The sequence below is a fragment of the Streptosporangium sp. NPDC002524 genome, from assembly GCF_040295985.1.
In the GTDB taxonomy this organism is placed as follows: Bacteria; Actinomycetota; Actinomycetes; order Streptosporangiales; family Streptosporangiaceae; genus Streptosporangium.
The window spans coordinates 21485-40083 of record NZ_JBEOWK010000024.1; the positions used below are offsets into that span (position 1 = coordinate 21485).

Here is an 18599-nt window from a genome sequence, read left to right on the forward strand (position 1 = left end):
CAGCCGACCGATGGCCGACCGGTGGTTGACCGGCGGGAACGCTCCTGAGAACGGTCTCAGGAGGCTCTCAGCTCCGATCAGTAGGCTCTCGTCATGCAACGTGGGGGAAAACGGACCGTCCTGGTCGCGCTGGTCGCCGTGCTGGTCGTCGGCGTCGCGGCCTGGCTGGTGTGGCCGTCCGAGGCGGACGTACGGGCCCAGAACCAGATGATCACGGTGGTCGACGGGCCGGGTGACGACCAGCGGGTCACGCTGGACACGAGCTTCTTCCCCCCGGCCGGAGGCGGCAGGGCCCCCGCGGTGCTGCTCGCGCACGGCTTCGGCGGCAGCAAGCAGAGCGTGCGGGACGCCGCCGTACGGCTGGCGCGGGACGGTTACGCCGTGCTGACCTGGTCCGCGCGCGGCTTCGGCCGCTCCTCGGGGCAGATCGCGCTGAACTCCCCCGACTACGAGGTCAAGGACGTGCGCCAGCTGGTCGACTGGGTCGCCAGGCGGCCCGAGGTCCGGCTCGACGCGGCGGGCGACCCGCGGGTGGGCGTCGCGGGCGGCTCCTACGGCGGGGCCATCGCGCTGATGGCCGCCGCCCACGACCCCAGGATCGACGCGATCGTCCCGCAGATCACCTGGTACGACCTGGCCGACGCGCTGTTCCCGAACGCCACCGGGCAGGGCCCGGAGAGCGGGGTGTTCAAGCGCATGTGGGCCGGGCTGTTCTTCAGCCGCGGCGGTCCCACGCCGGGCGCGGCCGGTCTCGCCGCCCTCGGGAGGGGCGCGGAGGGCGCGGAGGGCGCGGAGAGCCCAGAGGGCGAGGAAGGCGCGGACGGGCCGCCGCCCGCCCCGCCCCGGCCGCTCACCGCGGAGGAGGTCCGGTGCGGCCGGTTCCTGCCGGAGATCTGTGACATGTACCAGAAGGTGGCCGAGAGCGGCCGGGCGACCGCGGACGCGGTGGAGACGCTGCGCAGGTCCAGCCCGATCTCGGTGCCCGGCAGGATCAAGGTGCCGACGCTGCTGCTCCAGGGACAGCGCGACTCGCTGTTCACCCTGGGCCAGGCGGACGCCAACGCGAAGGCGATCGCCGCCACCGGCGCCCCGGTGGAGGTCGCCTGGTTCGACGGCGGCCACGACGGCGGCAACGGCGAGGTCGACTGGCTGCACGACAGGACGCTCGGCTGGTTCGACCGCCACCTGAAGGAGGACGCGGGGGCCGGCCAGGGAGGCGGCGCCTTCACCGTCACCCGCGACGGCGGGCGCGACCCCGGCACCCGGCGCCCGGTCCAGCTGCACGCCGTCGCCGGCGGCTATCCGGGGCTGTCCGGCACCGGCCAGACCTCCGTGCCGCTCAGCGGGCCCGACCAGCAGGTGGCCAACCCGCCCGGCGGGTCGCCCTCCTCGATCTCCGCGGTCCCCGGCTTCGGCGGCCTCGGCGGGAACGCCACCGCGAACCTCTCGATCGACATGGCGGGCCAGAGCGCCACCTTCGACTCCCCTCCGCTCACCGCCCCGCTCCAGGTCACCGGCAGCTCGACCGTGCGGGTACGGGTGACGCCCGAACCGTCCGGGTCCCCCGCGGCGGGCGACACCGCATCGGGTGACGTTACGGGCAGCGGCGAGGCGGAGTCGGCGGCGGGTGAGGTGACACTGTTCGCCAAGCTCTACGACGTCGCGGGCGCGACGCAGGCGCCGATCCTGCCCGAGGGGCTCGTCGCCCCGGTCAGGATCGCGATCCCCGAGGGCGGCACCGGCGAGGCCACCGTGACCCTGCCGGCCGTCGACCACAGGTTCGAGGTCGGGCACCGGCTGCGCGTCGCGTTCACCACCACCGACCTGGGTTACAGCACCCCCGCGACCCCGGCCGTCTACAAGGTCGCCCTGGCCGCGCCGGCCGTGAGCGTCCCCACCTACGCCACCCTGCGCACCCCCTCGACCGGCCCCGCCTGGTGGATCTGGGCGCTGCCGCTGCTCTCCCTCGTCGTCGCGACGGTCCTGCTGCTCGCGGGACGCCGCCGCGCCGCCGACGAGCACGACCCCGAGCTGGACGCCGTACCGCTGCGGATCCGGGGCCTGACCAAGGCGTACCGGAACGGGGAGCTCGCGGTGAACGACCTGTCGTTCACCGTCGAGCACGGCCAGGTGCTCGGCCTGCTCGGCCCCAACGGGGCGGGCAAGACGACCACCCTGCGCATGCTGATGGGCCTGATCAAGCCCGACGGCGGCGAGGTGCGGATCTTCGGGCACCGGGTGACGCCCGGCGCCCCGGTCCTGTCCAGGCTCGGCTCGTTCGTCGAGGGTCCCGGTTTCCTGCCGCACCTCAACGGCCGCGACAACCTGGAGCTGTACTGGAAGGCGACCGGCCGGCCCGCCGAGGACGCCCGGTTCGCCGAGGCCCTGGAGATCGCCGGCCTCGGCAAGGCCCTGGACCGCGCCGTCCGCACCTACTCGCAGGGCATGCGCCAGCGCCTCGCCATCGCGCAGGCCATGCTCGGCCTGCCCGACCTGCTCGTCCTGGACGAACCCACCAACGGTCTCGACCCGCCCCAGATCCGCGAGATGCGCGAGGTCCTGATCCGCTACGCCAGGGGAGGCCGTACGGTCATCGTCTCCAGCCACCTGCTCGCCGAGGTGGAACAGACCTGCAGTCACGTGGTGGTCATGCACCGCGGGCGCCTCGTCACGGCCGGGACCGTGGCCGAGCTGCTGAGCAGCCGCACCCCGGTGAACGGCTCCGGCACCCGCCTGGAAGACGTCTTCCTGGACCTGATCGGAGAGAAGGCGTGAGCGACACCGACGGTGCCCGTGGCACCATGACCGGCGCGACGGGCGACGGCCCCGCGCGAAGCGGCCGGACCCCGGAGAGCGGAGCCCCGGAGAACGGGGCCGCGGCGAACGGCTCGGCGCGCGGGTACGCGCCGGGGCGCACGCTGCCGCTCGCCGTGGAGATCGTCCGGCAGTTCAAGCGGCGCCGCACGCTGGTGATGTTCGGGCTGCTGCTCGCGCTGCCGTGGATCCTGGTGATCGCCTTCAAGGTCGGCGCCGGGTCCGGGCAGCCCACCACCACGCTGCGCATCTCCGACCTGGCCACCGAGGGCGGGCTGAACTTCGCGGCGTTCGCCCTGTCGGTGTCGGCGAGCTTCCTGCTGGTCGTCGCGGTGGCGCTGTTCTGCGGCGACACCGTGGCCAGCGAGGCCAGCTGGTCGTCGCTGCGCTACCTGCTGGCCGCCCCGATCCCGCGCGACCGCCTGCTGCGGCAGAAGCTCGTCGTCGCGATGGGCTACTCGGCGGCGGCGGTGATCTGCCTGCCGGTGATGGCCCTGCTGGCCGGGACCCTCGCGTTCGGGTGGAACGACGTCAGGGTGCCGGGGACCGGTGAGACGATCGCCGCCCTGGACGTGCTGCCCCGGTTCGGGGTGGTGATCGGCTACGCCCTGGTCAGCCAGTTCGTGGTCGCGGCCCTCGCCTTCCTGCTCTCCGTCAGCACCGACTCCCCGCTGGGGGCGGTCGGCGGGGCGGTCGGCCTGGTGATCGTCAGCAACATCCTGCAGGCGGTCGAGGCGCTCGGCTGGCTCAGGGAGTTCCTGCCGACCTTCTGGAACACCGCGTGGCTGGACGCCCTGGCCCCGCAACCGGAGTACGACGGCATGCTCAAGGGGGTGGCCGTCTCGGTCACCTACTCGGCGATCCTGATCGCGTTCGCCTTCCGCCGCTTCCGCGTCAAGGACGTGGTCTCCTAGCGGACCCCCTGCCGGCGGGGCCCCTGGAGGGGCGCCCTTCGGCGGGGCTGTCCTACGTACGGCCCTGCCGTACGGCAGGGGTGTCCTATGGCGCGATCCCACGGCGCGGGACGTCCCCATGGGGAGGTCCCACGGCTCGGGAGATCCCACGGCTCGGGAGGTCGTGTGCGGGGTCTCGCGGCGGGGCTCCGCCCGGGTCACCCGCAGCGGGCCCATCGGTCACCCCCGACGGGTCCATGGGTTACCTCCGGTGGTTCCCCCCGGTGAATCGACGGGTCACCCCTGGCGGGCTTGCTTGTGGGCTACCCCCGGTGGATCGACGGATCACCTCCGGCGGGCTTGTGGGTCACCCCCAGTGGGGAGGGCGATCCTCGATCAGGCGGGCGTCGTCGTCGGCCTCGCGCCACTCGCTCCAGCCGAGATCGGTGTCGTCGGCGGTCTGGTCGGGCAGGATCGGCAGCCCGTCGTCGGCGAGGTCGACGGGACGCAGGTCATCGGGTTCGGGCACTGTCACGCGCCCCATGCTAGCCACCCTCGCGGCCCGCGCCTCCCCATCCCGGCCAAAGGCCTCCCCCGGCCTCCCGGCGATGCCTCCCGGACCTCCTGGAGCTCCCGGCGATGCCTCCCCCGGGCCTCCCCGACCTCCCCGACCTCCCCGACCTCCCGGACAGAGGCCGTCGGCCTTCCGGGCGACGCCACCCAGACGACACCTTCCGGCCGCCCGGCCGACGCCTTCCGGGCGAAGCCCTGTGGTCGAAGCCCCGGATGATCGAAGCCCCGGATCGAAGCCCCGGGCGGAGGTCGTCCCCGGCCCGGAGAAAAAGCCCTTTCCGCTCCTCCGAGGACCCGGGAGAGCCCTCCCCCACCCCTCGGGAGAAAAGCCCGTTTTCCGCGTGGAAAGCCGTCCCCCGCTCCCTGTGACGCCGGGGACAGGCGGGGGCCCAGACGGTACGATGCGGTGGCAGGTTCCGGCTATCCCCCCGTGAGGCGCCATGACAACGCCAGCAGGATGGCGGCGAGACGGCAATCTGCCCAACGAGCTGACCAGCTTCGTGGGGCGCACCAGGTTGCTCACCACACTCCGGCAGCGGCTGGGCGAGCACCGCCTGGTCACGGTGACCGGCATCGGGGGGGTCGGCAAGTCCCGCACCGCCCTGCGGATCGCGCACCAGATGCGGGCCGACTTCAAGGACGGCGTCTGGTTCGCCGACCTGGCCCGCCTCCAGGACTCGGGGATGGTCCGTCACACGATCACCTCGGCCCTCGGGATCGCCGACCAGTCCGCCCGCTCGGCGGACGAGACGCTGGTCGAGTGGCTGGGCGACCGCGAGATCCTCCTGATCATCGACACGTGCGAGCACCTGGTCGACGCGTGCGGCGCCCTCTTCGAGGACCTGCTCGGCAACGCCGGGGGGCTCACCATCCTGGCGACCAGCCGCCAGTCGCTGAACGCCAGGGGCGAGCACACGGTCACCATCCCGCCGCTCGCGGTCCCCGGCGACTCCCCGGGCGAGGACGTCTTCAGCAACGAGGCGGTGCAGCTCTTCGTCGCGCGGGCGAGCGCGGTGGTGCCCAACTTCATGCTGGACGAGCACAACATCGGCCCGGTGGCCGAGCTCTGCCGCCGTCTCGACGGCATCCCGCTCGCCATCGAGCTGGCCGCGGTCCGGATGCGCGCCCTGTCGGTGGAGCAGATCCTCGGCCTGCTCGCCGACCGGTTCAGCCTGCTCGCGGGGGCGAGCCGCACGGCGCTGCCCAGGCACCAGACGCTGCGGGCCGCGATCGGCTGGAGCCACGAGCTGTGCGAGCCGGCCGAGCGGCTGCTGTGGGCGCGGCTGTCGGTCTTCGCCGGGGACTTCGAGCTCGACGCCGCCCGCTACGTCTGCTCGGGCGACAACCTCCCGTCCGAGGACATCATGGAGCTCATCTCCAGCCTGGTGGAGAAGTCGATCCTGCTGAGCGACGGCACGCCCTCGGGGCACCGCTACCGGCTGATCGACACCCTGCGGCAGTACGGCGAGGAGTGGCTGGACAAGCTCGGCGAGACCGCGGGGATCAGGCGGAAGCACCGCGACTACTACCTGCAGCTGGCCAAGCGGAGCGAGGACGCCTGGTCGGGTGCCCGCCAGGTCTACTGGTACGTCAGGATGCGCCACGAGCACGACAACATCCGCGTCGCGCTCGACCACTGCCTGCGCACCCCCGGCGAGGTGCAGGCGGGGCTGAAGCTGCTCTCCTCCCTGTGGTTCATGTGGGTGGCCTGCGGGCTGGCCCGCGAGGGCAGGCTCTACCTGGAGAAGACGCTGGAGCTCGCGCGCCAGCCGAGCCCCGACCGGTGCAAGGCGCTGTGGGTGCTGTCCTACATCAACAGCGCGCAGGGAAACATCGCCGGCGCCATCGAGGCCGCGGAGCAGTGCAGCTCCGACGCCGTCAGGGTCGGCGACTCGGGCGCGGTCATCCTGGCCACCAAGATGCTCGGCACGGCCGCGTTCCTGCAGAACGACCTGCAGAAGGCGAGCGCGCTGCTGGGCGTGGCGATCGAGTTCCACAAGAGCGGCCGCGAGCTCAACCCGGGCCTGCTGCCCTCGATCGTCGAGCTGTCCATGGTCCTGCTCATCCAGAACGAACCGGCCGAGGCCGAGGTGCTGCTGCGCGACTGCATCGCGGTCTGCACCCAGCGCGGCGAGCTGTGGCTGCGCTCGTACGCCATCTACGCGCTCGCCAGCGTCTACCAGGCGATGGGCCGCTCCCCCGAGGCCATGTCCAACGCGCGCGAGGCGCTCCGGCTCAAGCGTTACTTCCACGACGTGCTCGGGATCGGCCTCGCGATCGAGGTGGTGGCCAAGCAGGCGCTGGAGGACGGCCAGGCGGCGCTCGCCGCCCGGCTGATGGGCGGCGGCCAGGCCAACTGGCGGACCTTCGGGATGCCGCAGCTGGGCTCCCCGTTCTTCAACTCCGAGCACGACCGCTGCGTCAAGGAGTGCAAGCGCGTCCTCGGCGAGGAGGCCCACGAGAAGGCCTTCGCCCAGGGCAGGAAGCTGAACCTGGAGGAGCTGATCGTCCTCGCGCTCGGAGACCACGAGGACGGTCAGGTCGTCCAGGGGTGAGTCATCCCGCGGGGGGCTGCGGCGCCTCCCGCTGCCAGGCGCCCGTGTAGCGGGAGCTGGTCAGCGAGTAGTCGACGCTGCCGCTGATCCAGAACTCCAGGCCGCGCACGTAGGCGAGCACCGCCTCGGAGCCGAGCGCCTCCAGTGAGGGGCGCAGCGCCACCATGTCGGCGATGGCCCGGTTGCGCATGGCGCCGATCGCCTCCATCGCCTGCTGCCGCGAGTAGCCCCGGTGCCTGGCGAGCACGTTCACCAGGTTGTTGCGGGAGTTGGCGCCGTCGCTCTCCTTGGCGTACGAGATGAGGTCGTTGTCCCAGACGACGACGTCGTTGGCGCTCTCGGTGATCGCCTTGACGTCGGGGTGGCGCCACTCCTCGGGGGTGAGGCTGTATCCGCTGGCGACGTCGATGAGGGCGAAGACGGTGAGCATGGCGCCGGTGCGCCGCCGCATGAAGATGTAGTCGTCCACCTTCGGCACGACGTCGGCCTCGCGGTTGGCGGCCTCCCACACCTGGGCGAAGAGGTAGTCCTTCGTGACGGTGCGCCAGCGGTCGAGCTGGTCGTCGCCGCCGTACGTGGAGATCCTGGTCTTGATCTCCAGGAGCGTCCTGGCGAAGACGTCGTCGACCTCCTGACCGGCCTCCAGGTCGTCCAGGACGGTGAAGAGCCGGGGCAGGGCGCGGGTCATCTCACCGGCGCCGCGGCCCGACTCGCAGAAGGCGTCGTCGAAGGCGAACAGCCACACGCACCAGTCGGTCGCCAGGCGCAGCGTGTGGTGTTCGGCATAGGGGTACGTGCGGGCTCCCAGCCAGCCGTACTTGGCCTGGCGGTAGCGCTCGACGGTCTCCGGGTCCTCCAGGATGCCCGTGTCCACGAGCCAGTCGAGGGTCTCGGTGTTGACCCTCTCGACATGGGGGTTGACCTCGCTGGGGAAGGGACAGGGTAACGGGGGGATGCGGAGAGACAGGCCTGACCTACGCTTAGTAGTAGTTCCCACTCCCCAAGGATGGCCGAAGGACGCCCGTTTTCCTATACGTCAGGAAACACCTGGATATCGTGGTTTCTGACTTACTGCCCGAACCATTCCAGGTATTCGTCCTGGCCGAACATCCGGGCCGTGTCCGCCGCGGAGGGGGTCCCGGCGCGCGGATCGGCCCCGGCCTCCAGAAGTGCCCTGATCACAGCGGGTTCCTTCTTGAACACCGCGCCCGCCAGCGGCGTCTGCCCCCGGTCGTTGGCCCTGCCGGGGTCGGCGCCCAGCTCCGCCAGAGCCCGGACCGTGTCCGCATGGCCGTGGTAGGCGGCGAGCATCAGAAGGGTGTCGCCCCTGTCGTTGCTGAGATCGACCGGGACCCCCGCTCCGACGTAGGCTCGGAGCCGCTCCGTCTCGCCGGTCCTCGCCAGGCCGAAGAGACGGGTCGCGAACTCCTCGAGCTCAGGGTCAGACTGCATGTGACCCATTGTGCCCCGGTAGGGTGCCGTGTGATCGCCGAGGGTAGGCGGAATTCAGCGGACCCCCCACGGGTTGAGCTGAAGAGACGACCGACGAAAGGCTGGAAAACGGTGTTCGACCCGACGGATCTCTACCGGCTCGGCGGAGACGTCCCTGAGCTGACCGATCCGGTGCTGCTCTACCACTTCGACGGGTTCGTGGACGCGGGCGGCGCCGGACGGCTCGCCATCGCCCACCTGCTCGACGAGCTGGAGCACCGGGTCGTGGCGACCTTTGACGTCGACCGTCTGCTGGACTACCGCTCCCGGCGGCCCACCATGACCTTCGACACCGACCACTGGGCGGACCTGGAGAGCCCCGAGCTCTCGCTGCACCTGGTCCACGACACCACCGGGACCCCGTTCCTGCTGCTCAGCGGCCCCGAGCCCGACCGGGAGTGGGAGCTGTTCACCGCCGCCCTCGGCACGCTCGTCACCCGGCTGAACGTGGGCAGGCTGGTGACCATCCACGGCATCCCGATGGCCGTCCCGCACACCCGCCCGCTGGGCGTCACCGGCCACGCCAGCCGCCCCGAGCTGGTCACCGGCCAGACCAGCGCCTTCGGCAAGGTCCAGGTGCCCGGCAGCGTGGCCTCGCTGATCGAGTTCAGGCTCGGCGGCGAGGGCCACGACGCCCTCGGCTACGCCGTGCACGTCCCGCACTACCTGGCCCAGGCCGAATACCCGTCGGCCGCGGTGACCGCGCTGGAGGCGGTGACCAGGAGCACCGGGCTGGTCTTCCCGCTGGAGGGCCTGCGCGAGGCCGCCGAGAAGACCGACGCCGAGATCGCCGAGCAGATCCAGGCCTCCCAGGAGCTGTCCACCGCGATCACCGGCCTGGAGCAGCAGTACGACGCGTTCGCGGCGGGCTCCGAGCGCGAGAGCCTGATGGCCGAGCCCTCGGAGATGCCGACCGGCGACGAGCTCGCCGCCCAGTTCGAGGCGTTCCTCGCCGAGCGCGACGAGCAGCGCGGTGACTGATCTCCGCCGGACCGGGCGCCCGTACGACGTGCCGGGCGCGCGATGACCGACCTGCGCGTGGGCCTCGTCGGGTACGGCGTGGCGGGGGCGTTCTTCCACGCCCCGCTGATCTCCGCGACGCCCGGCCTGACACTGTCGGCGGTCGTCACCGGCGATCCGGAGCGGGCCGCCGAGGTGTCGGGGAAGTACGGCGCGCGGGCGGTCCGTGACGCCGCCGAGTTGTGGGACTCCGTCGACCTGGTCGTGATCGCCTCCCCCAACCGCACGCACGTCCCCCTGGCGGAGGCCGCGCTGAGGGCGGGCCTGCCGGTCGTGGTGGACAAGCCGCTCGCCGCGACCGCCGCCGAGGCGCGCGGCCTGGCGGGGCTCGCGCGCGACCTGGGCCTGATGCTGACCGTGTTCCAGAACCGGCGCTGGGACGGCGACTTCCTCACGCTCGGGCGCCTGGTCGCGGCGGGCGAGCTGGGCGAGGTCACCCGGTTCGAGTCGCGGTTCGAGCGCTGGCGTCCGGTGCCGAAGGGCGGCTGGCGCGAGACGGGCGGGGCCGAGGAGGTCGCCGGGCTGCTGTACGACCTCGGCAGCCACCTGGTCGACCAGGCCCTGCGGCTGCTCGGCCCGGCCGTCGACGTGTACGCCGAGTCGGACGTGCGCCGCTCCGGGGTGAACGCCGACGACGACACCTTCATCGCCCTCTCCCACGCGGGCGGGGCCCGCTCGCACCTGTGGGTCAGCGCGGTCACCCCCCGGCCGGGTCCCCGCTTCCGGGTGCTCGGCTCGCGGGCGGGTTACCTGAAGTACGGCCTGGACGTGCAGGAGGAGCAGCTGCGCGCCGGTCTGACCCCGGCCTCCCCCGGCTTCGGCGAGGAGCCGTCCGAGCGCTGGGGCACCCTCGGCGCGGACGGCGGTCCCGACGACGTCCGCGCCGTCCCCACGGAGCCGGGCGCCTACTCCGGCTTCTACCGGGCGGTGCTGGCGTGCCTGCGTGAGGGCGCCCCGCCGCCGGTCGCCCCGGAGGAGGTCGTCGAGGCCCTCACCGTGCTGGAGGCCGCCCGCCGCTCGGCCGCCGAGCGCCGGGTCGTCACCCTGGGCGACGACCGCTAGTCGCGCAGGCGGGCGCGGAGGGTCCGCGAGTCGGCCTCGCTCCAGCCGTGCGAGGCGAGCCACTCCAGCGGGCCGCCGAACCGCTCGTCGAGGACGCGCAGGAACTGCTCGATGTACTCGGCCCTCGGGCGGTGGTCGTCGGGCGGGCGGGTGTCGAGGTCGTCGCGGTAGGTGTCGCTGGCGCGCAGCCGCGCCAGGATGTCGTCGATGCGGTCGGCCGTGGCGACGTAGTCGGCGACGATCGCCTCGCGGGTGGCCCCGGCGACCTCCAGCGCGAGGGCGCAGAGGACACCGGTGCGGTCCTTGCCCGCCGCGCAGTGGACGATGGCGGCCCCGTCGTCGAGGGCCATGGCGCGCAGCGCGGCCAGCACCGAGTCGGGGCGGTCGCGGAGGTAGGCGTAGTAGAACCCGGTCACCCTGAGCTCGGCGAGATCCTCCTCGACCCGCTCGGTCCAGGGCAGCACCCTGTCGCCGTCGATGGTGTCGGCCTCCACGTCGGTGTACACGCCGCCCTCGGCGAACAGGGTGTGGTGGTGGATGCTCACCTCCGGCACCTCGGTGAGCGGCCCCGGCCCCTCCAGGCGCACCTCGGCCCCCGAGCGCAGGTCGACGACGTTGCGGAGCTTCAGGTCGCCGACGAGTTGCCGGACGTCCCGTCCGGTCAGTCCCTGCAGGTTGTCGGACCGGTAGACCCGGCCGAAGCGTGTGGTCCCGCCGTCGACCGTGGCGAGCCCGCCGAGGTCGCGGACGTTGGCGGCACCCTCGAGATCGATCCAACGCGTGAAGTCGTTCATCACCTTCGAGTTTATACGTCGCTTTACGCGCGGGCAGTTAACGTCCGGTGCCGGTTTCCGTAATTACCGATGTCCCCATATGCCATCCGTAAATGCGCCATACCTCTATCCATGGGGGACAGTGGAAGGACCCGCCTGTACCCCGTCACGAGGAGGTCGCGTGGATCCGAGGAGACGCCCCCCGCACCTGCTGATCGATCCGGCCCTGCCCGAGCCGATCTCCTCGGTCTTACGCGCCAGCCCGCAGGCGCTGCGCGCGGCCCGTCAGGGACGGATCCCCGGCCGCCGCGGGCCCGACCCCGTCAAGCTCATCGCGATCGCCGGGCTCCTGCTGCTCATGGCGAGCCTGAGCGCCACCGGGGGCTTCATCGCCGTCCTCGTGCTGCTCTCCTTCTCCGCGCTGCGCGGCCTGAGCGACGATCCCGAGAACCGGCGGGAGCGGCGGCGCGTCCGGGTGGCCATGGAGCACAGGGACCGGTTCATCCTGCCGGAGGACCTCGACGGCGACTGCGGCGACCTGCTGCGCCGCACGCAGGACGCCACGGAGTCGGTCCTCGCCTCCGAGATCAACCGGGTGCGCCTGCTCGACACGATCGACAACGCGGTGACCCTGCCCGACCAGGCCTGGCAGATCGCGAAGAAGCTGGTGCGGCTGTCGGAGATGAGAGCCGAGCACAACCGGCTCGTACCGGGCGCGCCCCCGCCCGAGGTGGCCGAGGCCTTCACCCCCTACGTCAAGGCCCTGGAGACCGCCGAGCTCTCGCTGACCAGGCGGGTCCGCGCGCTGGAGGAGTACGCCAGGCAGGTCCGCAGGGCCGACGGCGTCTACCGCGCCTACCAGCAGCTCCAGGTGCTCGCCGAGCGGACCCCGCAGTACGAGGCGCTGGTCGCCGAGACCGCGGAGGACGCGCTCACCCTCCCCGGGCTGGAGCACCTCACCGAGCAGGCCCAGCAGGTCAGGAAGCTGTTCCACGAGAGCATCGACGAGGCCCGCGACGCCGCCCGGCACCTGCTGACGTCCGCCGACTCCTGAGACACCCCGGTTCGCGGCGTACGCCCTAGGCATCCCGGTTCGCGGCGCACGCCCTCAGCCGTCCGCGTGGCACGAAGGTTCCAGAGGACGGCCCGTACGTTCTCCACCGTCCGCGTGGCACGAAGGTTCCGGAGGACGGCCCGCACGCCCTCAACCGTCCGCGCGGCGCAGGAGTTCCAGGGTGCGGTCCATGCCCGCCTGGTTGCCGAGGCTGCGGTAGATGCTCCGGGCCTGTCGCAGGACGGAGACCGAGGCCTGCCGGTCGCCCGCCTCCAGGTGGGCCTCCCCCAGGTAGCGCAGGCTCCTCGCCATCCACCAGCGGTCGCCCAGCTCCCCGAAGTCGTGCACCGCCCGCAGGAGCGACTCCTGCGCCTCGCGCGTGCGGCCGAGCCGCCCGTGGGCGCGTCCCGCCGACAGCTCGGACCTGGCGACGCCCCACGAGTCGCCGAGCGCGGTGAGCATCTCGGTGGCCCGGCGCACGTAGGTGAGCTCGCGCAGCGCGTTCGCCGGGTTGCCGACCTCCCCGGCCGCGCGCAGGCACCTGGCCTCCTCCCACAGCTCCCCGCGCAGCCGGAACATCTCGGCGGCCCGGTCCAGGCTGAACCCGGCCCTCGTGAAGTCCTCGGCCGCGGCGCGGGTGTCCCCGGCGGCGTGCAGTCCCCGCGCCGTCGCGCCGAGCACCTCGCCGTACGCGCGCAGCGTCTGCGCCTCGGAGTAGCGGTTGCGGTCGCGCTCGAACACCGCCAGGGCGTCCTCCAGCAGCTCCCGCGCCTCCTCCGGCCTGCGCTGGGCGAGCCGTAGCTCGGCGAGGTTGCGCTGGGTCCTCGCCACCCACCAGCGGTCGTCCTCGCCCTTGAAGGCGGTGATGGCGCCGATCAGGTGGCCCTGCCCGCGGTCGAGGTGGCCGTCGTTGAACAGGGCCATGCCGATCGCGCGCATCGCCCGTGCCGCCCACCAGGTCTCGCCGAGGTCGGTGAAGATGTCCAGTGCCCGTTCGGCGTCCGTCATGGCGCTGCGGTGACCGCCCTGCCCGCCCGCCACCGCCGACCGGTCCAGCAGCGCGATGCCCACCGCCCGGGGGTCGCCCATGTGGTCGGCGGCCTCGCACAGGATCTCGGCGACCGTCCGCCAGTCGGACCAGTAGGCCCGCAGGGAGTGGCAGAGGGAGCAGAAGGCCCGGCCGAGACCCCAGGTCAGCTCCCACATCTCCATGCTCCTGGCCTGGCCGATCGCGGCGACCAGGGTGAGCCGCTCGGCGTTGAGCCAGTCGGCCGCCGAGGTCTGCTCCGGCGTCACCGCCGGGGTGGGCTCCGCGCCGGTGGGCCTGGCCCTGCGCCCCCAGTCCTGGGGCCAGCGGGCCACGGCCGCGGCCTCCGCGCGGCGGCGGTAGCCGGACAGGACCCGCTCGACGGCCGCCCTGCGGTGGCTCTCGTCGTCGTCGGAGAGCGCCAGCTCGCGGGCGAAGATCTTGACGAGGTCGTGCAGCCGGTAGCGCATCACCCCGGACAGGTCGATGCCCGAGCACTCGGCGAGCTGGGCGTCGATGAGCGCCTCCAGCTGGTCGGCGCCCTCGGGCTCGGAGGTGGCGAGCAGCTCCCCGGCCACCCAGCCGGGCACGTCGGGGGCGCTGACCATGCTGAGCAGCCGCAGCAGGCGGCGCTGGAGCCCGGTGCAGTCGTCGTAGCTCAGCTGCAGGGAGGCGCGCACGCTCTTGTCGAGCCTGCGGCCGATCTCCAGCTGGTCGAGGCGGCGGCGCTCGTCCCTCAGCCGGTCGGCGAGGCGGCGCAGCGTCCAGTTCTCCCGGGTGGCGAGGCGCCCGCCGCAGATGCTGATGGCGAGCGGCAGGTGGTCGCACATCCGTACGATCTCCTGGGCCGACTCCAGGTCGGCGGCGACCCTGTCGTCCCCGGCCAGCCGTGCCAGCAGCTCGACGCCCTGCGCCTCGCTGAACACCGACAGCCGCTTGTCGTAGGTGTTGAGCAGGAACAGCGGCTGCCGCGACGTGACCATGACCGCGCAGCCGGCCTCGGCCGGGATCAGGTCCTTGACCTGGTCGCCGTCGTGGGCGTTGTCCAGGCAGATCAGGATGCGCCTGCCCTTGGTCCAGGTCAGCCAGAGCGTGCGCAGCTCGGCCAGGCCGCCCGGGTCGGTGGTGAGCCGCACGCCGAGCGCGCGCAGGAAGCCGATCAGCACCTCCTCGGGACCGACCGGGGCCTCCACCTCGCCGCGCAGGTCGGCGTAGAGGCGGCCGTCGGGGAAGCTTCCGGCGATCTCGTGCCCGAACCGGGCGATGAGCATGGACTTGCCCACCCCGCCCCTGCCGTACACCGAGACGACGAGCGGCGAGGCGCTCCCCGCGGGGTCGCGGGCGCGGCGGCGTTCGGCGAAGACCTCGCGCAGCTCGGCCAGCGACTCGGTACGGCCGGTGAAGTGCGCGGAGACCGGCGGCCACTGGTCGGGCGGGCGCCACGACGTCCCGGCGGCACCGGTGTCGCGCTCCCCGGGCCGCGATCCGGCCGTCGCCCAGGTGAGCAGGCCGACCAGGAGACCGGCGACCGCGGTGACGCCGACCTTCGCCTCGGTGGGCAGGTCCCACACGTCCAGCGAGGTCGCCAGGATGCTGGCCACGGCCGCGGTGAGCCCGGCCGCGGCGGGCGCGGCGAGCGGGATCCTGCGTCGCCGCGGCTTCGGCGGCTTCGGCGGTTTCGGACCATGCTGGTCAGGTACGTTCGACGGCCCGGCCATCCACACCCCTCGGCGAAGACCACGGCACGCCGCGGTCCCCGTACCGGACGGCGCGTTCTCTCATGATTGATTCAAGCAGACGCAATGCCGGTGGCCGCGTGTCTTCGCGGCCACCGGCGGGTGAACTCGTCCACCCCGGCCTCGCGCGGGTGCCCTTCGCGTCACCCGGGCCCCTTCACGGTGCCCGGGTGACGCGTCCGGCTCTCCGCCGCGCTACCGGCCGAGCGCGAGGCAGGTCGCCTTGGCGGTCTTGGACGGGTCGCTCTCGGAGGTGGCGGTCAGGGTCACCTTGGCGAGGCGGGCGCCTCCCGCCCCGCGCCGGGCGTCGACGGAGACCACGGTGTTCTTGCCCGAGTCGGCGGTCGCGAGCTCGTTGGGCAGCGAGGCCGTCCAGCCGCGTCCGTCGACGGTCGCCGACAGCCGGTAGACGTCGCCCTTGAGGTAGGCGCTCACGTCCTCGGGGTGCTGCCCCTGCGCCTGGACGGTCCTGCCGGTGTTGAACAGCGGGAAGCGGCAGGACGTCAGGTCCTTGCCCGACGGGACGCCGACGGACGGGAGCAGCTTCACGCCGCGCCTGTTCGGCCCCGCGCCGTCCAGGGAGCGGATCGCCACCGTGTACGACAGGATGCCCTTGCGGTCGCGCTTGAGGTCGAGGACGTAGAAGTGGAGCCGGTTGGCCTGGTCCACGTACTCGAACTCCGAGCCCGAGCCGGTGCCCGCGTGGAACAGCGCGTCCGACAGCTGGCGGTAGTCGCCGACCGTGATGGGCACGGCGGTGCCGTCCGGCAGCACGTAGTCGGTCATGCCGATGTCCTGCGGGTTGGCGTCGACGACCCACTCGAACGGCGCCCGGTCCTCGTTCTTGGTCTTGGCCAGCAGCACGCCGGAGTCGGGGGTGAAGGAGTCGGCGCCCATCCTGTCCACGACCTCGACGGTGTAGTTGTCGTAGCCGCCGCCGTCGCAGAACGGGTCGGTGCTCACGTCACAGGCCGGGCTGCGGTCGCCGTCGCCGAAGGCGATGTTGACCCCCGACAGGCCGGTGGGCCCCGGCTGGGCCACCCGGGCCGTCACCTTGGCCACGACGAGCCCCGACTCGGCCAGCGCCTCCCTGGACAGGCGCAGCACGTTCGCCTCGTCCACCATCTCCAGCTTGATCTTGTTGCGGAGCATGTGCTGGGCGCCCATCGAGCCGCCCGAGGTGGGCGGGATCAGCCAGCGGCTGTGCGGGCCGCCGGGGCCGTTGAAGCTGCCCCGGCTGAGCATCTCCCAGATGCCGGTGTACGCCCGGCGCGGCGGCACCCCGAACGGGTTGTTGTAGTTGTCGCCGATGCCGAGGATGTGGCTGAGCTCGTGGGCGTAGACGCCCTGCCCTGAGCTCTCGGCCTGGGTGGAGGAGCCACCCCCGGCGTTGGGCCAGATGGACGAGGCCGAGGCCCAGGACGTCCACTCCACGTAGCGGGTCCTGGCCCAGTTGGGCAGGGCCGGGTCGGGCGGGCCGAAGTCGTCGGTCACCGCCTCCTTGGTCGGGAACTTGATCGGGCCGAACTCCTGCCAGGTGGCCGACTCGTCCTGGCCCGCGCTCAGGTAGAAGACGAAGTCGAAGCCGGCCGGGATCTCCTGGCCGACGGAGCCGACCCACGCCGCCCGCGCGTCGGTCCTGATGTTGCGGTTGCAGGTGTCACCGGCCGGGCAGGCAGTGCCGCCCTGGAACTCCATGGCGTACTCGTGCGACTTGCCCGGCATCTGGTACGGGCCGAACGAGGTCAGCTCCACGCCGTAGCGGCCTCCCGAGTCCTCCATCCAGTACTCGTGGATGGTGTGGCCCCGGTTGAGCGCGTTGGGGGTGTTGAGGAAGTCCCGGTAGAACGTGGCGACCTGGTCGCGGGGGATGTCGTGGGCCTCGGCGCTGGGGTTCCTGAAGACGGTGGAACCCTGGGGCTGGGTGACCACGAACGGCTGGTTGGGGTAGTCGGCCAGGACGAGCGCGCCGCGGAAGGTCCGCTTGGAGCCCTTGACCGCGGGGTCGGCCCAGTTGGTGCCGGGGGGCTTGCGGTAGTCGGCCCACGTCATGTGGTCCGGGTTCTTCCAGTTCTGCGGGTCGATCGCCGCAGGGCTCGCGGGGTCGGCGCGGCGCGCGGTCGCGGCGTCGGGGGCGTCCTGCTGCCAGGGCTGGGTCCGGGGCCAGTGGTCCAGGCGCCAGGGGTGTTCGGGCTCGGGAACGGGGTCGGCGGAGGCGGGGACGGAGGTGAGGCCGACGGGGATCAGCACGATCGCGGCGAGCAGCACTTTCAGCAACCTGGGGGGTCGTATCACGCTAAAAGACGGTATAGACCGTTTTCAGATAGATCAACAATCTTCTGTCAGGAAGGTGGGCAGACGTTTACCGGAGATGCATTTGAGATCTAACGTCGCTCCCCTTAACCTCTCCAAAGGGGACGAACTTACAGGAGTGCCTATGTCGACGCGTGCCGGGCGGATCATCGGCACGCGCGCCCGGGGGACCGTCTCCGTCCACTGCGCCCCCCTGATCCTGCCCGTCACGAGCCCTCCCATCAGGGACGGGGCCGTCGTCGTCAGGGGCGACCGGATCGTCCGGGTCGGGCCGCGCGCCGAGATCGAGGCCGCCCACCCCCTCCTCTCCCCGGTCCGGTGGCCGGGCATGATCGTTCCTGGGCTGATCGACGCGCACCTCCGGCTCGACAGGGTGTCCGCCGCGCCGTCCGCGCACGGCGTCACCGCGGTGGGAGGCGTCGCCGCGGACCTCGACGCCGCCTCCGTCCTCGGCGAGGCCGGGCTGGACGGCGTGACCTACCTGGAGACCCGCTGCGAGAGCGAGGAGCTCTGGGAGGACGAGGGCCGCGACCGGCTGATCACCGCGATCCGCGAGGTCGACCACCCGGGCGTCATCGGCATCGCCGCCCACTCCCCCGACCCCCACGTCATGGAGGACCTCGCCGTCCTGTCGCGCACGTTCGGGCTCCGGCTGCACGCCGAGCCCGGCCGCCACCCGGTCGGGTTCCTCGACGAGGTGGGCGTGCTCGGCGCGGGCTGCCACGTCGCGATCTCCGGCCCGCTGGACGAGGCCGACCGCAAGCTCCTCGGGGTCCGCGGCACGGTGATCGCCATCTCGTCGCCGTTCGCCGCCGAGGGTCTCCTCGACGGCGGGAGCGCGATCGCCGTCGGCACCCGTACGGGCGGCGACCCGCTGTCGGTCGCCCGCGCGCTCTCCCACGCGCCGGGTCACGACCGGCTCCTGGTCGAGGCGCTGACGCTGGGCGGCGCGCGGGCGCTGGACATGGCCGAGGGTCCCGGCCGCCTGGGCTCCCTGGAACGGGGCGGCCGGGCGGACTTCGCCGTCTTCGCCGTGGAGGGCGACGAGCGGGACGCCTACACCCTCCTGCTGCACGAGGGGCCCGGCCGGTGCGTGGCCACCTTCGTGGGCGGGCGGGCGCGCTGGCGCCTCGACGAGACCGCGGACGCCGACGCCGCCGACGCCGCCGCGAACGGCGTGACCCCCGTGAACGCCGTGAACGCCGTGAACGCCGGTGACGCGGGGAGCAGGCGTCCGGCCTGACCGCCCGTGGCCGTCCGGTCGCCGTCCGGCGCCGTTCGAAGAATC

The 18599-nt window shown here is 72.6% G+C and carries 13 protein-coding genes; 7 read left to right on the forward strand and 6 right to left on the reverse strand.

Features of this window, described 5'->3' with window-relative positions; translation table 11 throughout:
* Positions 1 to 93 precede the first annotated feature (93 nt).
* Together ABT053_RS32820 and ABT053_RS32825 are read left to right on the forward strand one after the other, a co-directional pair.
* Entirely contained in the window at positions 94 to 2775 is a 2682-nt protein-coding gene (locus ABT053_RS32820; protein ID WP_350974371.1) for an alpha/beta fold hydrolase, read from the forward strand.
* Positions 2772 to 3728 carry an ABC transporter permease gene (locus ABT053_RS32825; RefSeq protein WP_350974373.1) on the forward strand — a complete coding sequence of 319 codons (957 nt, stop codon included), beginning with the start codon at positions 2772 to 2774 and terminating at the stop codon, positions 3726 to 3728. The genes ABT053_RS32820 and ABT053_RS32825 overlap by 4 nt, the downstream gene beginning before the upstream one ends.
* Before the next feature lie 346 nt (positions 3729 to 4074).
* Here the strand turns inward: ABT053_RS32825 and ABT053_RS32830 are convergent, their stop codons facing one another.
* The gene (locus tag ABT053_RS32830; protein WP_350974537.1) at positions 4075 to 4242 is read right to left on the reverse strand and encodes a hypothetical protein; all 168 of its coding nucleotides are present in this window, start codon (positions 4240 to 4242) and stop codon (positions 4075 to 4077) included.
* 478 nt (positions 4243 to 4720) lie between these two features.
* Here ABT053_RS32830 and ABT053_RS32835 point away from each other — a divergent pair, with 478 nt between their 5' ends.
* Positions 4721 to 6835, forward strand: a complete 2115-nt coding sequence (locus tag ABT053_RS32835) for an ATP-binding protein (protein ID WP_350974375.1) — start codon at positions 4721 to 4723, stop codon at positions 6833 to 6835.
* Between the two features lies 1 nt (position 6836).
* Here the strand turns inward: ABT053_RS32835 and ABT053_RS32840 are convergent, their stop codons facing one another.
* Entirely contained in the window at positions 6837 to 7832 is a 996-nt protein-coding gene (locus tag ABT053_RS32840) for a 4-epi-cubebol synthase (protein WP_350974377.1), read from the reverse strand.
* Between the two features lie 71 nt (positions 7833 to 7903).
* Positions 7904 to 8296 (reverse strand): ankyrin repeat domain-containing protein, encoded by a 393-nt coding sequence (locus ABT053_RS32845; RefSeq protein ID WP_350974379.1) that lies wholly within the window; start codon positions 8294 to 8296, stop codon positions 7904 to 7906.
* 102 nt (positions 8297 to 8398) lie between these two features.
* On the opposite strand from ABT053_RS32845, the gene ABT053_RS32850 reads away from it, so the two are divergent.
* Together ABT053_RS32850 and ABT053_RS32855 are read left to right on the forward strand one after the other, a co-directional pair.
* Positions 8399 to 9307 carry a proteasome assembly chaperone family protein gene (locus ABT053_RS32850; protein WP_350974380.1) on the forward strand — a complete coding sequence of 303 codons (909 nt, stop codon included), beginning with the start codon at positions 8399 to 8401 and terminating at the stop codon, positions 9305 to 9307.
* Positions 9308 to 9349: 42 nt separating this feature from the next.
* Positions 9350 to 10408 carry a Gfo/Idh/MocA family oxidoreductase gene (locus ABT053_RS32855; protein ID WP_350974381.1) on the forward strand — a complete coding sequence of 353 codons (1059 nt, stop codon included), beginning with the start codon at positions 9350 to 9352 and terminating at the stop codon, positions 10406 to 10408.
* On the opposite strand, the gene ABT053_RS32860 is transcribed toward ABT053_RS32855, so the two are convergent.
* Positions 10405 to 11202 carry a tyrosine-protein phosphatase gene (locus ABT053_RS32860; RefSeq protein ID WP_350974383.1) on the reverse strand — a complete coding sequence of 266 codons (798 nt, stop codon included), beginning with the start codon at positions 11200 to 11202 and terminating at the stop codon, positions 10405 to 10407. The two genes, ABT053_RS32855 and ABT053_RS32860, sit on opposite strands and share 4 nt — an antisense overlap.
* A gap of 160 nt (positions 11203 to 11362) precedes the next feature.
* Between ABT053_RS32860 and ABT053_RS32865 the strand changes: the two genes are divergently transcribed.
* On the forward strand, positions 11363 to 12235 hold the full coding sequence (locus tag ABT053_RS32865; protein ID WP_350974384.1) for a hypothetical protein: 873 nt from the start codon (positions 11363 to 11365) through the stop codon (positions 12233 to 12235).
* A 150-nt stretch (positions 12236 to 12385) separates the two neighbouring features.
* Here the strand turns inward: ABT053_RS32865 and ABT053_RS32870 are convergent, their stop codons facing one another.
* Both ABT053_RS32870 and ABT053_RS32875 read right to left on the reverse strand, forming a co-directional pair.
* Positions 12386 to 14863 (reverse strand): tetratricopeptide repeat protein, encoded by a 2478-nt coding sequence (locus ABT053_RS32870; RefSeq protein ID WP_350974386.1) that lies wholly within the window; start codon positions 14861 to 14863, stop codon positions 12386 to 12388.
* 330 nt (positions 14864 to 15193) lie between these two features.
* Positions 15194 to 17293, reverse strand: a complete 2100-nt coding sequence (locus tag ABT053_RS32875; RefSeq protein WP_350974387.1) for a M6 family metalloprotease domain-containing protein — start codon at positions 17291 to 17293, stop codon at positions 15194 to 15196.
* A 142-nt stretch (positions 17294 to 17435) separates the two neighbouring features.
* On the opposite strand from ABT053_RS32875, the gene ABT053_RS32880 reads away from it, so the two are divergent.
* Complete coding sequence (locus ABT053_RS32880) at positions 17436 to 18554, forward strand: amidohydrolase family protein (protein WP_350974388.1); 1119 nt, start codon at positions 17436 to 17438, stop codon at positions 18552 to 18554.
* Positions 18555 to 18599: the final 45 nt, after the last annotated feature.